This is a genomic window from Mesorhizobium zhangyense (genome assembly GCF_011045115.1).
In the GTDB taxonomy this organism is placed as follows: Bacteria; Pseudomonadota; Alphaproteobacteria; order Rhizobiales; family Rhizobiaceae; genus Mesorhizobium_M; species Mesorhizobium_M zhangyense.
Genome location: NZ_JAAKZG010000006.1, coordinates 229,290 through 243,970 on the forward strand (window position 1 = coordinate 229,290; position 14,681 = coordinate 243,970).

At 64.0% G+C, this 14,681-nt stretch carries 20 protein-coding genes and 1 tRNA gene; 14 read left to right on the top strand and 7 right to left on the bottom strand.

Going from position 1 to position 14,681, the window contains the following annotated elements; translation table 11 throughout:
• Positions 1–3 precede the first annotated feature (3 nt).
• The 6 genes from G6N74_RS16685 (at position 4) to G6N74_RS31185 (ending at position 3,421) form a co-directional block, all read left to right on the top strand.
• Complete coding sequence (locus G6N74_RS16685; RefSeq protein WP_165119071.1) at positions 4–1,362, top strand: hypothetical protein; 1,359 nt, start codon at positions 4–6, stop codon at positions 1,360–1,362.
• A gap of 10 nt (positions 1,363–1,372) precedes the next feature.
• Entirely contained in the window at positions 1,373–1,879 is a 507-nt protein-coding gene (locus tag G6N74_RS16690) for a DUF2249 domain-containing protein (protein ID WP_165119226.1), read from the top strand.
• Entirely contained in the window at positions 1,876–2,232 is a 357-nt protein-coding gene (locus G6N74_RS16695) for a metal-sulfur cluster assembly factor (protein ID WP_205826714.1), read from the top strand. The genes G6N74_RS16690 and G6N74_RS16695 overlap by 4 nt, the downstream gene beginning before the upstream one ends.
• Before the next feature lie 13 nt (positions 2,233–2,245).
• A complete protein-coding gene (locus G6N74_RS31180; protein WP_281353989.1) occupies positions 2,246–2,659 on the top strand; it encodes a cytochrome c peroxidase in 414 nt (137 codons plus the stop codon).
• Positions 2,602–3,162 (top strand): cytochrome-c peroxidase, encoded by a 561-nt coding sequence (locus G6N74_RS16700; RefSeq protein WP_281353990.1) that lies wholly within the window; start codon positions 2,602–2,604, stop codon positions 3,160–3,162. The genes G6N74_RS31180 and G6N74_RS16700 overlap by 58 nt, the downstream gene beginning before the upstream one ends.
• Positions 3,163–3,292: 130 nt before the next feature.
• Positions 3,293–3,421, top strand: coding sequence for a hypothetical protein (locus G6N74_RS31185; protein ID WP_281353991.1), 129 nt, complete (start codon positions 3,293–3,295; stop codon positions 3,419–3,421).
• Positions 3,422–3,458: 37 nt separating this feature from the next.
• Here G6N74_RS31185 and G6N74_RS16705 read toward each other — a convergent pair whose 3' ends face one another.
• The 3 genes from G6N74_RS16705 to G6N74_RS16715 form a co-directional block, all read right to left on the bottom strand.
• The gene (locus G6N74_RS16705) at positions 3,459–3,830 is read right to left on the bottom strand and encodes a YbaN family protein (RefSeq protein ID WP_165119073.1); all 372 of its coding nucleotides are present in this window, start codon (positions 3,828–3,830) and stop codon (positions 3,459–3,461) included.
• A 4-nt stretch (positions 3,831–3,834) separates the two neighbouring features.
• A complete protein-coding gene (hemN, locus tag G6N74_RS16710; RefSeq protein ID WP_165119074.1) occupies positions 3,835–5,202 on the bottom strand; it encodes an oxygen-independent coproporphyrinogen III oxidase in 1,368 nt (455 codons plus the stop codon).
• Between the two features lie 372 nt (positions 5,203–5,574).
• Positions 5,575–5,651: transfer RNA gene (locus tag G6N74_RS16715), tRNA-Arg, on the bottom strand.
• A 292-nt stretch (positions 5,652–5,943) separates the two neighbouring features.
• On the opposite strand from G6N74_RS16715, the gene G6N74_RS16720 reads away from it, so the two are divergent.
• The 4 genes from G6N74_RS16720 to G6N74_RS16735 are packed head-to-tail and all read left to right on the top strand — an operon-like array spanning position 5,944 to position 8,564.
• Positions 5,944–6,588 carry a lysophospholipid acyltransferase family protein gene (locus G6N74_RS16720; RefSeq protein WP_165119075.1) on the top strand — a complete coding sequence of 215 codons (645 nt, stop codon included), beginning with the start codon at positions 5,944–5,946 and terminating at the stop codon, positions 6,586–6,588.
• The gene (locus tag G6N74_RS16725) at positions 6,585–7,532 is read left to right on the top strand and encodes a phosphatidate cytidylyltransferase (RefSeq protein ID WP_165119076.1); all 948 of its coding nucleotides are present in this window, start codon (positions 6,585–6,587) and stop codon (positions 7,530–7,532) included. Before G6N74_RS16720 ends, G6N74_RS16725 begins: the two co-directional genes overlap by 4 nt.
• 2 nt (positions 7,533–7,534) lie before the next feature.
• Positions 7,535–7,933 carry a hypothetical protein gene (locus G6N74_RS16730; protein ID WP_165119227.1) on the top strand — a complete coding sequence of 133 codons (399 nt, stop codon included), beginning with the start codon at positions 7,535–7,537 and terminating at the stop codon, positions 7,931–7,933.
• Positions 7,917–8,564 (top strand): CDP-alcohol phosphatidyltransferase family protein, encoded by a 648-nt coding sequence (locus tag G6N74_RS16735; RefSeq protein ID WP_312857888.1) that lies wholly within the window; start codon positions 7,917–7,919, stop codon positions 8,562–8,564. Before G6N74_RS16730 ends, G6N74_RS16735 begins: the two co-directional genes overlap by 17 nt.
• A gap of 17 nt (positions 8,565–8,581) precedes the next feature.
• On the opposite strand, the gene G6N74_RS16740 is transcribed toward G6N74_RS16735, so the two are convergent.
• Positions 8,582–9,463 carry a D-alanyl-D-alanine carboxypeptidase family protein gene (locus G6N74_RS16740; RefSeq protein ID WP_246245784.1) on the bottom strand — a complete coding sequence of 294 codons (882 nt, stop codon included), beginning with the start codon at positions 9,461–9,463 and terminating at the stop codon, positions 8,582–8,584.
• A 200-nt stretch (positions 9,464–9,663) separates the two neighbouring features.
• Between G6N74_RS16740 and G6N74_RS16745 the strand changes: the two genes are divergently transcribed.
• Positions 9,664–10,272, top strand: coding sequence for a nucleoside triphosphate hydrolase (locus tag G6N74_RS16745; protein ID WP_165119078.1), 609 nt, complete (start codon positions 9,664–9,666; stop codon positions 10,270–10,272).
• Between the two features lie 78 nt (positions 10,273–10,350).
• Complete coding sequence (locus tag G6N74_RS16750) at positions 10,351–10,914, top strand: histone (RefSeq protein ID WP_165118881.1); 564 nt, start codon at positions 10,351–10,353, stop codon at positions 10,912–10,914.
• Between the two features lie 94 nt (positions 10,915–11,008).
• Here the strand turns inward: G6N74_RS16750 and G6N74_RS16755 are convergent, their stop codons facing one another.
• From G6N74_RS16755 to G6N74_RS16765, 3 genes are all read right to left on the bottom strand, one after another.
• On the bottom strand, positions 11,009–11,713 hold the full coding sequence (locus G6N74_RS16755) for a glutathione S-transferase N-terminal domain-containing protein (protein ID WP_165119079.1): 705 nt from the start codon (positions 11,711–11,713) through the stop codon (positions 11,009–11,011).
• Positions 11,714–11,815: 102 nt separating this feature from the next.
• The gene (locus G6N74_RS16760) at positions 11,816–13,027 is read right to left on the bottom strand and encodes a beta-ketoacyl-[acyl-carrier-protein] synthase family protein (RefSeq protein WP_165119080.1); all 1,212 of its coding nucleotides are present in this window, start codon (positions 13,025–13,027) and stop codon (positions 11,816–11,818) included.
• 1 nt (position 13,028) lies between these two features.
• Positions 13,029–13,283, bottom strand: a complete 255-nt coding sequence (locus G6N74_RS16765) for an acyl carrier protein (protein WP_091911462.1) — start codon at positions 13,281–13,283, stop codon at positions 13,029–13,031.
• A gap of 219 nt (positions 13,284–13,502) precedes the next feature.
• On the opposite strand from G6N74_RS16765, the gene G6N74_RS16770 reads away from it, so the two are divergent.
• Together G6N74_RS16770 and G6N74_RS16775 are read left to right on the top strand one after the other, a co-directional pair.
• Positions 13,503–14,342, top strand: coding sequence for an urease accessory protein UreD (locus G6N74_RS16770; protein ID WP_165119081.1), 840 nt, complete (start codon positions 13,503–13,505; stop codon positions 14,340–14,342).
• 16 nt (positions 14,343–14,358) lie between these two features.
• The gene (locus tag G6N74_RS16775; RefSeq protein ID WP_165119082.1) at positions 14,359–14,661 is read left to right on the top strand and encodes an urease subunit gamma; all 303 of its coding nucleotides are present in this window, start codon (positions 14,359–14,361) and stop codon (positions 14,659–14,661) included.
• Positions 14,662–14,681: the final 20 nt, after the last annotated feature.

Genomic DNA, 14,681 nt, shown 5'->3' on the forward strand with positions numbered 1-14,681 from the left:
CAGATGACCGGAGCCTCGCTCTCGAGATGGACCATGGGCTACTTCGCCGCGGCGCTTCTGTCGTTGCTGGGGGCAGAGGCCTTGATGGCGGCAGGTTACGGCTATCCAGCCGACGGGTTGAGAGACCCGGGCACGCTGGTTGTAGTCCATCTCGCGGCGATCGGCTGGCTGAGCCTCCTGATGTGCGGAGCGCTGTTCCAGTTCGTTCCGGTTCTCGTGAACCGCCCGCTCGCGGGTGCCGGCCTGACGCTGCCCGCGCTCCTGTCCATCGTGGTGGGTCTCGTTTCGCTGCTGTCGGGTTTCTTGGCGATAGACGGACTCCTGGAGACGGCCGCGCCGTTCCTTCCCATCGGCGGCTTTCTGCTCTGCCTTGGCTTCGCCATGGCGGCGGTGGCGATCGGCCTGACGCTTGCGCGGTCCCGGCCGCTTCCGCTCCCGGCAGCCTACGTAGCCGTTGGGCTGGCCGGGCTTCTGGCGGCTGCCTCGCTGGGCCTCGTGTTCACGCAGGTCCTCGGAGGAACGCTGTCGACACCCGCGCTCATGGGCATCGCCGCCCGGGGCGTTCCCGTCCATGCAACTGCCGGACTCGGCGGATGGCTGACCATGTGCGCGGCGGGCGTTTCCTATCGCCTGTTTCCCATGTTCCTTCTTTCACCCGACCCGCAAGGGAACGGCACCCGTCTGGCATTCATGCTGTCCGCAGGCGCGGCGACCGTGGCCGTCGGTGGAGGGATGGCCGCCCTTCTTGCGGGCTGGACAGTGCCGGGCGTGTTGCTCGTCGCCGGGCTCGCCGCCGCGGGCGCGGCTGCCCTCTATGGCCGGGACGTGGTGAACTTCTATCGCGGTCGCAGACGCAGGGAACTGGAACTCAACATGCAGATCGCCGTGCTCGCTTTCGCCTCGCTGGGGCTTGCGGTGGTGCTGGCAGCGCCCCTGGCGGCACTGGCCGGGGGCGAGAGGGGTATCGCGGCATCGATCTACCTCGTCGCCTTCGGGTGGCTGTCCGGCCTCGGACTGGCGAAGCTCTACAAGATCGTGCCGTTCATGACCTGGCTCGAATGCTACGGCCCGGTACTTGGCCGCACGCCCACACCCCGAGTCCAGGACCTCGTCTCGGAGGCAGCGGCACGGCCATGGTTCCTGCTCTATTTCGCTTCGGTCTGGGCGGGGACGGCGGCCCTGGCGTTTGCAAGCGCCGCGAGCTTCCGGGTCGCCGCATTCGGCACGCTGGCCGCGACCGCCGCCATCATCGTCCATCTGGTGCGGGCACGGATGCTTTCCGACGTCGCCGCAAGCCAGAGGTTTCCCGAGGGAGCGCTGCGGCCTTCCCTGCTTTACTCTATTGCGCCGGGCGGGCGGTGAACGGAGCACGATCATGACCGAATACCTGGAACTGGACGTCCGGCCGATACTTGCGGCAGGAGGCGAGCCGTTCGGCCGAATCATGGAGGCGGTGGCAGCGCTCGGACCGGGCGAGGGGCTTCGCCTGCTGGCGCCGTTCCGGCCCGTGCCGCTGTTCGGGGCGCTGGGAGCGAGAGGATTCACGCATCAGGACCGGGAGATCGGCGGCGGGGACTGGGAGGTGCTGTTCACTCCGACGGCCGGTCCTGCTGTTTCCACGACCGAGGCTGCCAACGATCGTTGGCCGATCCCCCTGATGCATCTCGACAACCGCGGGCTGATGCCGCCCGAGCCCATGGTGAAGGTGCTGGGCGCCGCCGAGGCCATGCAGCGGGGCGAGGTGATGGAAGCCCTTCTCGACCGCGAGCCGACCTTCCTATTTCCGCAGCTCGCGCAGCGCGGACACGAATGGCGGGGCGGCTTCGATCCGGACGGTGCCGCCTATCGCCTGCTGGTGCGCATCGGAACGGGGTCATGACGACCGCACCTGAACCGACGGACCGGGGGACGCTGGCGGACAGAGTCAGGGATTCGCTGCGCACGGTCATCGATCCCGAACTGGGCCAGAACGTCGTCGACCTCGGGCTGATCTATTTCGTTGCGGTGAATGACCTTTCGACGGCGCACGTGGTCATGACCACCACCACGCGGGGGTGCCCGGCCGTCGGCTACTTGAAGGACGGAGTGGAGCGCGCGGCCTGCGCCGTACCCGGCGTGGCGGCTGCGGAGGTGGCGGTGACGTACGAACCCCCGTGGTCGCCCGACATGATGTCCGGACGGTCAGGGCAACGGCATTGCCCCGAGAAGCCGCGGTTCTGGCGGCCGTGGTGACGGAGCGCCCTGGATGAGGAGCTACGCGCTGGCGATGGGCCTGCTGGCTGCGGTGACTACCGCGTTGGTCTCGGGCGGCGCGATGATGTTCGCCTCGCGGGAGCGCGTGGATCCCGTCGCGGCGGCCGATCCCGCGGCCCTGGCCGCTCTCGGCCAGGCGCTTTACTTCGATCCCGACCTGTCCGCCAACCGGACCCAGTCCTGCGCCACCTGCCACGATCCGGGCCGGGGGTTCGCCGATCCCCGCGGTCTCGCCGCGTCGCTCGGCGACGACGGTACTTCGGTGGGTGACCGCAACGCCCCGACCGCATCCTACGCCGCCCTCGTGCCGCCTCTCACAGGGATGCGGACGGCAGGTGGAAAGGAGGCTTGTTCCACGACGGGCGCGCGGCCGCGCTCGAAGAGCAGACCGGCGGGCCGCCGCTGAACCCCGCCGAGATGGGCATGCCGGACAAGGCGTCGGTGGCGGCGCGGCTGCGGGAGAACGAATCCTACGGGGCCGCCTTTCCGGAGACGTTCGGGCCGGGAATCCTCGACGATCCCGAAGCTGCCTTCGACGCGCTGGCGCAGGCGGTAGCCGCGTTCGAGCGCACCGATGCATTCGCGCCGTTCGACTCGAAATACGACCGCTTCCTGCGCGGCGAGGCGACGCTGAGCGACGAGGAGGAACTGGGCCGGGTGCTCTTCTTCTCCGAGCAGTTCACGAACTGCAGCCAGTGCCATCGGCTCGCCCTCAGCCCGATGGATCCGAGGGAGACCTTCACCGACAACCGCTACCACAACATCGGCGTGCCCGAGAACAAGGCGCTGCGCGAGGCGAACGGCGTTGCACTGGGACGGTCGATCCCGGTCTCGGGGGCGACCCGGCCGTCGGCTCCCAGGACGAGCGCGGAAAGTTCCGCACGCCGACCCTTCGCAACGTCGCGGTGACGGGACCCTACATGCACAACGGCGTATTTAAGAGCTTGCACACGGTCGTCAGGTTCTACAACAGGTACAACTCAGGGGCCGATGCCACGGGGTGAATCCGGAGACCGGACAGCCCTTCGGGTTTCCGAGCGTGCCAGAGACGCTTGCGGTCAAGGAACTCACTCATGGTCCGGCACTCGACGACAGGCGCGTGGAGGCGCTCGTCGCCTTCCTCAGGACGCTGACCGATGCACGCTACGAGCCGCTGCTGGATCGTTGACGGTCTCCGGACAAAGGCGAACCGGCTACCGGAAGCCTCATGGCTCGGCATCGGTCAAAGGACTGGGCCTCGTCGCGATGAAGACGGCCACCATGGCAAGGACGACCACCTGAATTCCCAGGACGACTGGCCCGAAACCGATGGCCCACGACAACACGGGCGTCGCGCAGATCAACGACAGAGACGCCGCCTTTGCCTTCTTCGAGATCGCACGGTTGCGTCTCCAGTCCAGTATCATGGGACCCCACAGCGGATGCTCCAGCAACCAGGACTCGACCTTTGGAGAGCCGCGCGAGAACGCATATGCCGCCAGGATGAAGAACGGCGTTGCGGGTAGGAGCGGCAGGACCGTTCCAGCCGCGCCGGCCGCCAGCGAAGAAAAGCCGACCGCGTTCCAGAGGACACGCATGCTTTCAGACCGCCACCGAGTAGCGGCCGTTCGAATGGAGGTAGCCATCAAAGTGGCTGGCGACCAGACGCGCTGTTTCGTGGGGGTCCCGTTCGATCCCGGTCCGCCAGTCGTCGATCCGGACGCGTGTTCCCATCTCAGTGCGCAGCCTGACGATGTCCGGACCGAACAGATCGACTGGGATGCCATGGCGCTTTGCAATCACGGCGAGATCGGCTTCGAAGAAGCACAGGATCGACTCGATGATATCTCCCCGCATCCGGTCCACGGCATCGATCGCCTTCCCCCGGGCCACAGGCAGTTCGCCGGCCCTGATGCGGCGTTGCCAGCCAGCGTTGTCGGGCAGGTTCTGCGCATAGCCGGAGGGGGTCCGGCTGATGGATGACGCTCCCAGACCTATGAGGGTGGACGCGGTGTCGGTGGTGTAGCCCTGAAAGTTCCGCCGCATCGTGCCATTCCGCATCGCCGCCACAAGCGGATCGCTTCCGCGGGCGAAGTGGTCGATGCCCACGCCGTGATAGCCGGCCGTCACGAGGAGACGGCGCGCGAGCCGCGCCTGAGCGATCCGCGCGCCAGCGTCGGGGAGAGTCTCGTCGGCGATCAGGCGTTGGTGGGGTTTCATCCAGGGGACGTGCGCGTAGCCGAAGACCGCGAACCGTGAGGGAGCAAGACGGACCGCCTGTTCCACGGTTGCCTTGATGGACGCTTCCGTCTGGAAGGGCAGGCCGAACATCAGGTCGAAGTTAACGTCTGCGATGCCTGCCTGCGATATCGCACGCATCGCGTCCTCGACGATGGCCAGGGGCTGAACGCGCGCGATCGCTTTCTGGACCCTGTCATCGAGGGTCTGCACGCCGAGGCTCACCCGGTTCACGCCCAGACCAGCGAGGCATGCCATGCCGTCCACGGTAACATGCCGGGGATCGAGTTCGATCGCGTGTTCCATATCGTCCCTGAAGCGGAACGTCTCCGAGAGGAGCCCTACCAGTTCCGCCATGCAGTCCGGCGGCAGGATGTTCGGTGTGCCTCCGCCCCAGTGCAGGTGCGAGACCGCAACGCGTCCGGTTCTGGCTCCCACCAGACGGATTTCGTCCTTGAGCACTTCGGCATAGGCGCGGACGGGATCGTCGCGAAGTGCCGCCTTTGTCGTGCAACCGCAGTAGTTGCAGATCGACCTGCAGAACGGGACGTGGAGGTAGATCGATACAGGGGCATCGCGATCCGCTTCCATGTCCAGCCAACTCCCATAGATCGCAGCATCGACGTCGGCGGTGAACTGGGGGGCGGTCGGATAGGATGTGTAGCGAGGGATCGTTCTCGTTGCGAGCGTCAGGAGATCATAATCCTCCTGCCGTCGGTGCGTATTCGTCATCGAATGTGCTCCGGATCTGCGTGGCGCGACCTCTCGTGTACACGGCATGCTCAACAGCCTCGTTGAGCTAGCGCAAACGAGAAGCACTCATTTCTGCAGCACAATTCGCTGTCTGACACGGACATAAGTGCCTAAGCCAAAGGTCCGGTTCGGGCCCGAGGTGCCCTTAATCAGAGTGCTGCCTTCGTGGGCAGCGCTCAACTTTCGTTCTTGATGCTCATCCGCTGCAAATTGGCGTTTTTCCCGCAAATCTGAGGAATGTAGCGACATGGTCAGCTTGGACTCGAGGTCCGCAGTGCTTACGCCACTCAGCCCTGAAGCCCCTTAGGCAAGTGCAGACTAAGGCTAACTGCTTGCTACACAACAAAAAATTGGCGCACCCGACAGGATTCGAACCTGTGACCTTTGCCTTCGGAGGGCAGCGCTCTATCCAGCTGAGCTACGGGTGCCTGGCTGAAACGAAGACCTTCGTTTCAGAAATTCCCGGCCGGGCAACGCCCGGCTGACCGCTTCATAGCCGAAGCGCTGGCAGGCTTCAACGGGCAAATGAAACTGCGCGGCCTCCGATCGCAGAAGTCACAGGTTCGAGGCCGGTCCGGCGATACGCACGCTGGTCTTTGCAATTGGTATGCCGTCAGATGGCACTGAGCCTTATGATGGAGGGCGCAACACGTATGGGAGGGTGTTCAGCGCCCGCCGCTTCGGCTATTCGGATTGGACTGAAGTGCAGGGGGAGGCTGAATGCGGGCGCTGATCGCGAAGTTTGCGGCGGAGGTCGTTCTCCTGTTTGCCCGCGCCGTAACAGCTGTCAGGGCGACCTGGCATGAAAGCGGGTTGCCGCGTCGCCGGTCCGTCTATTTCGCCAACCATTCCAGCCATGGCGATTTCGTTCTGATCTGGACCGTACTGCCGCCGCGCCTGCGCCGGCGGGTGCGGCCGGTTGCCGGGGCCGATTACTGGCTCAGATCGAAGCTCACCAGCTTCATCGGCCGCGACGTTTTCAACGCCGTGCTGATCCAGCGCGACCGCGATGAACGCAAGGACGATCCCGTCGCGATGATGGCACAGGCCCTGGATGAAGGCTCGTCTCTCATCTTCTTTCCCGAAGGCACGCGCAACCAGACGGATGCGCAGTTGCTGCCCTTCAAGAGCGGCCTGTTCCATCTGGCGACCGCAAAGCCGGATGTCGATCTGGTGCCGGTCTGGATCGCCAATCTCAACCGGGTGATGCCGAAAGGCGAGTTCGTGCCCATACCGCTGATCTGCACGGTGACCTTCGGCGCGCCGATGCGCCTGGCGAGCGGCGAGGCGAAGGAAGCATTCATCGAGCGGGCGCATGCGGCGCTGCTTGCGCTTTCCCCGAAACAGGCAGGCGGCAGCGAATGAGCGCGACCCAGTACGACATGTTCCTTCTGGTCCTCGGCATATTCGGGGTCCTGCTCGTCGCCTCGCTCGTCGGCTACGTCCTGCAAAGGCGGCTGTCGCCGGATGGGTCGAACGCGGCCATCGAAAATCTCAATTCCCGCATCAATGCCTGGTGGGTCATGGCGATCCTGATCGCCATCGCATTCGTCGCCGGCCGCATCGGCGTGCTCATCCTGTTCGCCTTCTGCTCGTTTGCGGCCCTGCGCGAATTCGTGACCCTGACCAATACGCGGCGCGCCGATCACTGGGCGCTGGCCACCGCCTTCTTCGTTGTCCTGCCGGTGCAGTATTTTCTGCTGTGGACCGAGGATTACGGCATCTTCTCCATATTCATCCCCGTCTATGCCTTCCTGCTGATGCCCATCATCGCCGTCATGCGCGGCGACACCCAGCATTTCCTCATCCGTATCTCCGAAGTGCAATGGGCGTTGATGATCTGCGTCTTCTGCGCCTCGCATGTGCCGGCGCTGCTGACCTTGCATATCCCCGGCTACGAAGGCCGAAACGTGCTGCTGATCGCCTTCCTTGTCATCGTCGTGCAGCTCAGCGATGTCCTGCAATATGTCTGGGGCAAGCTGTTCGGGCGCACCAAGATCGCTCCCAACCTGTCGCCGTCGAAAACCGTCGAGGGCTTCGTCGGCGGCGTTGCCAGCGCGACGCTGATCGGCGCCGGCCTGTGGTGGATAACGCCGTTCACACCCATCCAGGCCGGCGTGATGGCGCTGGTCATCACCCTGATGGGTTTCTTCGGCGGGCTGGTCATGTCGGCGATCAAGCGGGATCGCGGCGTCAAGGACTGGGGGCATCTGATCGAAGGCCATGGCGGCCTCATCGACCGGCTGGATTCGGTCGTCTTTTCCGCCCCGATCTTCTTCCACCTCACCCGCTACTGGTGGGCCGCGTGACGATGGCGCGGCTGCGCGCGCTTGCCGGCAGCGGTGTGGTTCACGTCATCTTCGCCTTCGTGGCGATGGGCGGCTGGGCCGTTTTCGCCAATCGCGCATACCCCATGCCGCGCCCGCTCTTCGCCGGCGTGGTTCAGGGCACGCTTTCCGCCGTGCTGACGCTCTGCCTGAAGTCGATCATCGACGCGCTGTCGCGGCGGTTCAGTGGCTCCACCAGCCTGTGGGTGCCTCCGCTCATCGCCTGTCTCGCGACGACCGGCATACTCGTCACCGTCCATGCCTTGAGCGGCACGCCCGAAATTCTGCAGACCATCGCCGTGCCGCTGATCGTCTCCACGACCTATGCGGCGACCTATAACTATTCGATCTTCCGGAGAGGAGATAATCTTGGACAAGGGTGACCGCAGGCCGCTGGCAAGCCGCAACACGCGCTGGGCACAGACGATCGCCAAGCGCATGGCCGCACTTTCGATCACCCCCAATGCCATTTCGCAGGCAAGCATTGCCGCTGCTGCGGCGGCTGGCCTGGCCTTCTGGATTGCCGGGGAAACCAGCGGCACCGTGCGCAGCCTGCTGCTGGTCGCGGCCGCGCTGTTTTGCCAGCTTCGCCTGCTGTGCAATCTGTTCGACGGAATGGTCGCCATGGAAGGCGGCAAGGCCGAGGCGGACGGGCCGTTCTGGAACGAGTTTCCCGACCGGATCGCCGACATACTGATCCTGGCCGGGATCGGCTACGGCATCGGCGCACCAAGCTTGGGCTGGGCAGCGGCGGCCTTTGCGGTGCTGACTGCCTATGTCCGTGAACTTGGCCGCGCCAATGGCGCACCGAGCGATTTTTCCGGCCCGATGGCCAAGCAGCACCGCATGGCCGTCATCACCGCCGCAGCCCTGTTTTCCGCCGTGGAATTCCTCTGGAACGGCAGGAACGAGGTCCTGACGCTTGCTCTCTCGATCGTGGCGATCGGCGCTGCCTTGACCGCGCTTCGCCGGGCCCGACGGCAGGTACGATGGCTGAAGGAACGCAAGGCGTAATTAAACGTCGCCTTGCGCTATTGCGTCGCGACGCCCAGGCTTGCCTGCGGCAGGTAACGGTCGATCAGCTGCTCGACTTCGGCATTGCGGCTGCGCGCCGTGTCGCCGCCCATCACGACGACCACCAGCTTGCGGCCACCGGAATTCACCGACGTGACGATGTTGAAGCCGGAAGCGCGGATATAGCCGGTCTTGATGCCGTCGACGCCGCTGACCCGGCCGAGCAGGTCGTTGTGGCCGCGGATCGTCTTGCCGTTGAAGGCAAAGGACGTGGCGGAGAAATAGCCATAGTGCTGCGGGAAGCGCTTGCGCAGGGCGATGCCGAGCAGCGCCATGTCGCGCGCGGTGCTGCGTTGCGCCTCGTCAGGCAGGCCCGACGCGTTGTTGAAGAAGGTGCCGCGCATGCCGAGCTGGCGTGCCTTGGCCGTCATCATCGAGGCGAAACGCTCTTCCGTGCCACCGAGCGCTTCGGCAACGGCCACGGCCACGTCGTTGGCCGATTTGGTGCAAAGCGCGCTGATTGCCGATTCCACATCGATCGACTGGCCCGGCTTCAGGCCGATCTTCGACGGCGGGCGCGAGGCGGCAAAGGCCGACACCGGTATCTGAGAGGATTTCGACAGCTTGCCGCTCTCCAGCGCCTCGAACAGCATGTAGAGCGTCATCATCTTGGTGAGCGAGGCCGGGTAGCGCGCGGCCTCCGAATTCTGCTCGTAGAGAACCTTGCCGGTGCTGCCGTCGACGACGATTGCAGCGTGCTTTGGTGAAAGGTTCTGCTGCGGCGTCTGCACCGTGTTCAGCGTGCCGGTGGTCGAACAGCCGGCGAGCAGGCCCAGTGCGAGGAAAAGGACTGCAGCAATCCGCAGAGGCGATGAAAGGTGATGAGATGCGATCGGCAAGAAGGCTACCTGATTGAACGCGAGGACGACTGAGACGACGAACCCCTCGCGTTACAGCCTTGCCCAAATTATCGCAATCAAGGTTTCCGGTCCATTAACCCCGAGCGGACCTGTCGCCGCAGGCATATTGCATCACGCGAAGGTTTGAAATTTTGCCGATAACGCAGCAGAATAGGACCTTCCAGGCAAATGGAGGCAAGATGTCCGAAATAGCGACGATAGCCGCCACGATCTTCAAGCGCGCGGCCAAGGGCAAACGGTTCGTCGTGGCAATCGCCGGCGCGCCGGGCGCGGGCAAATCGACGATCTCGGAACAGTTGCGCGATCTTCTGCCCGAGGGGTCAGCGGTCGTGGTGCCGATGGACGGGTTTCACTATGACGACGTCATTCTGCATCAGCGCGGGTTGCGGTCGCGCAAGGGCGCGCCGGAAACCTTCGACTATGCAGGCTTCGAGGTGCTGCTGCGGCGCATCCATGCGGCGGAACCGGACATCGCCATTCCCGTCTTCGACCGCAGCATGGAGCTTTCGCGCGCCGCCGCGTCCATCATCGGCTCGGACGTCAAGTTCGTGCTGGTGGAAGGCAATTACCTTCTTCTCGACGAAGCGCCATGGAGCGGCCTTGCCCCACTTTTCGATTTCGGCATCTTCATCGACGTTGCGCGCCAGGAGCTGGAACGCCGCCTGCTGCAGCGCTGGCATGAGCACGGCAAATCGGACGAGGACGCCCGGGCATGGGTCGCCTCCAACGACATGCCGAATGTCGATCGCGTGCTGAAAAGCCGCCGCGCCGCCGATCTGGTGATCTAGAGAAAACTGCCTACTGGAACAAAAGCCGGCTTCGTTCATTCTGCGTTCGCGGCAACCGTGCCGTGTGAGAGGACTGGAATGATGGCGACCAAGAAGGCATCTCCAAAGACCGGCAAGCCAGCAGCGGCCAAGACGGGCGCGGCAGCAGCCCTTGCCGAACGCACGAAGGACACCAAGAAGTCGGCCAAGGCGCCTGCTGCGAAAGCGCCGGCGGCGCCAAAAGCAGCGGCGAAGAAGCCTGCAACCGCCAAAGCCGCAGCTGTCAAAACCACAGGCAGCAAGGCTGCCAAGGCAGTGACGGCAACCAAGGCGGCGGCCAAGAAAGCGACCGCCAAGGCCAGCAGCAAGGCAGCAAGCGTCAAGGCACCGGCGGCGGTAAAGGCTGCTCCAGCCAAAGCGGCTGCAACTGTAAAAGCCAAGGCCCCCGCAGTGGCAAAAGCGGCGGCTAGGAAGCCAGCAGCAGCAAAGCCCAAGGCGCCGGCAGCAAAAGCGAAGTCGACCGTTGCGAAGGCCAAGGCAGGGGCCGAATCCATCGGCACGAAGGTTCTGCGTGGGGTCAAGGACACGGCGACCGTTGCCGTCGGGCTTGCAACCGTCGTGGCCGGCAAAGTCACCGGAAAGACGAAGGCAAAAGCCAGGTAGCTTTCCGCTTCGCGTCGGAACCGGCTGGCGCCGACGCTTCAATCAATTTCACCAGCGGCTTTCGAAAGAAACGCCGCCACAATATTGTTTTGTTCTAGCCTCTGGCAGGTATTTCGAGGCCCGCCTTCACTGCAGGGCGTGCGAGACCACGCTCCAGCCAGGCCGCGACATTCGAGAAATCGTCGAAACCGACAAGCTCGCGCGCTTCATAGAAGCCGATCAGGTTGCGCACCCAGCCAAGCATGGAAATATCGGCAATGGTGTAGTCGTTGCCCATGACCCATTTGCGGCCGGCGAGACGCCTGTCGAGCACGCCGAGCAGGCGCTTGGATTCGTCGCGGTAGCGCTCCAGCGGGCGCTTGTCCTCGATCGCCCGGCCGGCGAATTTGTGAAAGAAGCCGAGCTGCCCGAAGATCGGCCCGATGCTCGCCATCTGGAAGAACACCCACTCAATCGTCTCGTAGCGCCCGATCGCATCGGCGGGGATCAGCTTGCCGGTCTTTTCGGCGAGATAGAGCAGGATCGCACCGGATTCGAACAGGCCGATCGGCTTCCCATCCGGGCCGTTCGGGTCGATGATCGCCGGGATCTTGCCGTTCGGATTGAGCGACAGAAACTCAGGCGTCCAGCTCTCGTCCTTGCCGATGTTGACGGCGTGGGGCTCGTAGGGAAGCCCGAGTTCTTCGAGCGCGATGGAAACCTTAACGCCATTCGGCGTCGGGAAGGAATAAAGCTGGATGCGATCAGGATGTTTTGCCGGCCAGCGGGCAGTGATCGGGAAAGCGGAAAGATCGGTCATGGGAGATCCTTGGGAGGGTGGCTCAGGAGACGGAGTTGGCAAATAGGCCTTCGCTATCACTTCATCAATGCGACGGTGACGTTGATTTCGGGGCGCAAGCCGTCACGCGCCCTTGAAGGCCAGAACAGCATTGGTGCCACCAAAGGCAAAGCCGTTGCTGATTGCCGCGCGCACTTCGCGTTCCTTCGCTACATTCGGCGTCACGTCCAGATCGCAGGCGGCGTCCTTTTCGCGATAATTGGCGGTCGGCGGCACGATGCCCTCGCGGATGCCCATGACGCAGGCGATCATTTCAAGCCCGCCCGATGCGCCCATGCAATGGGCGTGCATGGATTTGGTCGATGAAACCGAAAGCCTGTCGGCATGCGCTCCGAATACCCGGCGGATGGCCATTGTTTCGATCTCGTCATTGGCCTTGGTGCCGGTGCCGTGGGCGTTGATGTAATCGATATCCTCAGGCTTCAGTCCGGCATCGGCAAGGCAGGCTTGCATCGCCGAGACCGGACCTTCGACAGTCGGGGCAACGATATCGCTCGCGTCGCCGGACATGCCGGCGCCGGCAAGCTCGGCCAGAATGGTCGCGCCGCGCGCCACGGCATGGTCATAGGTCTCAAGCACGGCCATGCCGGCGCCCTCACCGATCACCAGCCCGTCACGGTCGGCCGAGAACGGCCGGCAGGTCTCGCGGGCCAGCGCGCGCAGCGCCTCCCAACCCTTCAGAACGCCATAGACGAGCGGGGCATCGGTGCCGCCGGCGATCATGACATCGGCGCGGCCGAGGCGAAGCTGATCGACAGCCGCGGAAAGGGCATGGTTGGAGGAGGCACAGGCGGAGGTTACGCCAAACACCGGTCCGCGCAGGCCGTAGGACATGCTGACCTGGCCGGCAGGTGCCCCCGGCATGATTTTCGGAACCGTGAAGATAGCTGCCCGCGATTTACCTTCGAGCAGAACGGCGCGATAATTCTCTTCGGCCGTTTCGGCCCCGTAAATGCCGGTGCCGACAATGGCGCCAATGCGCGCCGTGTTCGCCTGATCCACCACGAGGCCGGCCTGGCGAATGGCCTCGCCGGCGGCGATCACCGCCAGCAGGCTGAAGCGATCCATGGTGACGAGGCGCTTCCTGTCGAGGTCGTGGTCGGGCAGTTCCTTGATCTCGGCGCCGATGCGAACCTTCAGTTCGTGAAGCGGCGCCGTGGTGATCTCGCCGATGCCCGAGCGGCCAGCCCGCATCTCGCCCCATATCGCCGGCACGTTGGTGCCAAGCGCACAGAGCCCGCCCAGACCGGTGATGACGATACGCGGGCGCGCCATGTCAGGCTTTTTTTGCGATCAGTTCGCGCACGGCCTCGACCATGTCGCCGACATTCTTGAGATTGCTCCACGCCTCGACCGTATTCATCTCGATATCGATGCCATAGGCTTCCTCGAGATCGAAGATGATCTCTGTCAGCTCGAGCGAATGGATGCCCAGCGCGGTGAGTTCGGTCTGGGGCGTTACTTCGCCACCATCCGGCTCCGCATGAACCTTGATCTTGTCGATAATGTCCTGGGCCAGCTGATCCGCCAACACGCCTCTCCCCAAATTCCCGGCGCTTGCCCAAGTCAAAACGCCTATTTATGTCGTTGCGCTTCGAAATAAGCGACCGCAAGCATCTGCAAATGCCAAAACAGGCAAAAACGGCAAGAAGCTGCTTCTCTCTATAGAAAGCGAAAGCCCATCAGGCAACAAGTCATATCTCGACAAACCCATTGCGACCGTTAGGCTGTACTGCGAAAGAGCAACCTCATGCCATCAGAAACGATAGAACCCGTCGATCGTTCCCTTCAGCGCGTCGCAGCCAGCGCCCGGCTGTCGGCCAGTTTTATCGACGGGCGCACGCGCCTTGCCCGGCTCTATCAGGATGGTGCCGCCAAGATACGCATGCCGCAGACCGATGGCGGCCCGCTGGAAGCGATCCTGATCAACACGGCCGGCGGGTTGACCGGCGGCGACCGGATCGGCTGGGAGATCGCCATCGGCGCGGGCGCCAGCGCAACCATCACCACGCAGGCCTGCGAGAAGATTTACAAGGCGAATTCCGGCCGGGCCGAAGCCACTGTGAAGCTCACGGTGGCGGCCGGCGGAAGAATCGCCTGGCTGCCGCAGGAAACGATCGTCTTCGAACGTGCGGCCTTCATGCGCAGGCTCGACGTCGAGCTTGCCGACGACGCCGAGGCGCTGATCGTCGAAGCGACGATCTTCGGGCGGCTGGCCATGGGCGAAAGCGCTGAAAACGGCAGTTTTCATGACCGCTGGCGCATCAGAAGCGGCGGACGAATGGTTCATGCCGAGGATTTTTCGATCGGGCCGAAGATCGCAGATACGCTGGCGCGCTCGGCGGTGACCGGCGGGGACATCGCAGTCGCCGCCGTGCTGTTGATCACGCCGGAGCCGGAACGGCTCGTGGAACCCGCCCGCACCATCATCGGCGATCAGGGCGGCGCCAGCGCTTGGCGGGTCGGCAAAACTGGCAAGTTTCTTGCGAGGCTTCACGCTGGGGACGGCTACAGCCTGCGCAAGCGGCTGGTGCCGCTCATCGAATTGCTCAACGGGCAGGCAGGCTTGCCAAAAGTTTGGTCACTTTAGGGAATTTCGAAACAGCATGAACCTGACGCCGCGCGAAAAAGACAAGCTGCTGATCGCCATGGCGGCGATCGTGGCCCGCAAAAGACTGGAACGCGGCGTCAAGCTCAACCACCCCGAAGCCATCGCCCTGATCACCGATTTCGTCGTCGAAGGCGCGCGCGACGGGCGCTCGGTTGCCGAGTTGATGGATGCCGGCGCCCACGTCATAACGCGGGCGCAGGTCATGGAAGGCATCGCCGAGATGATCCACGACGTACAGGTCGAGGCGACCTTTCCCGACGGCACCAAGCTGGTGACCGTGCACGAACCGATACGCTGAAACCACGGCAGGGAGGCCGC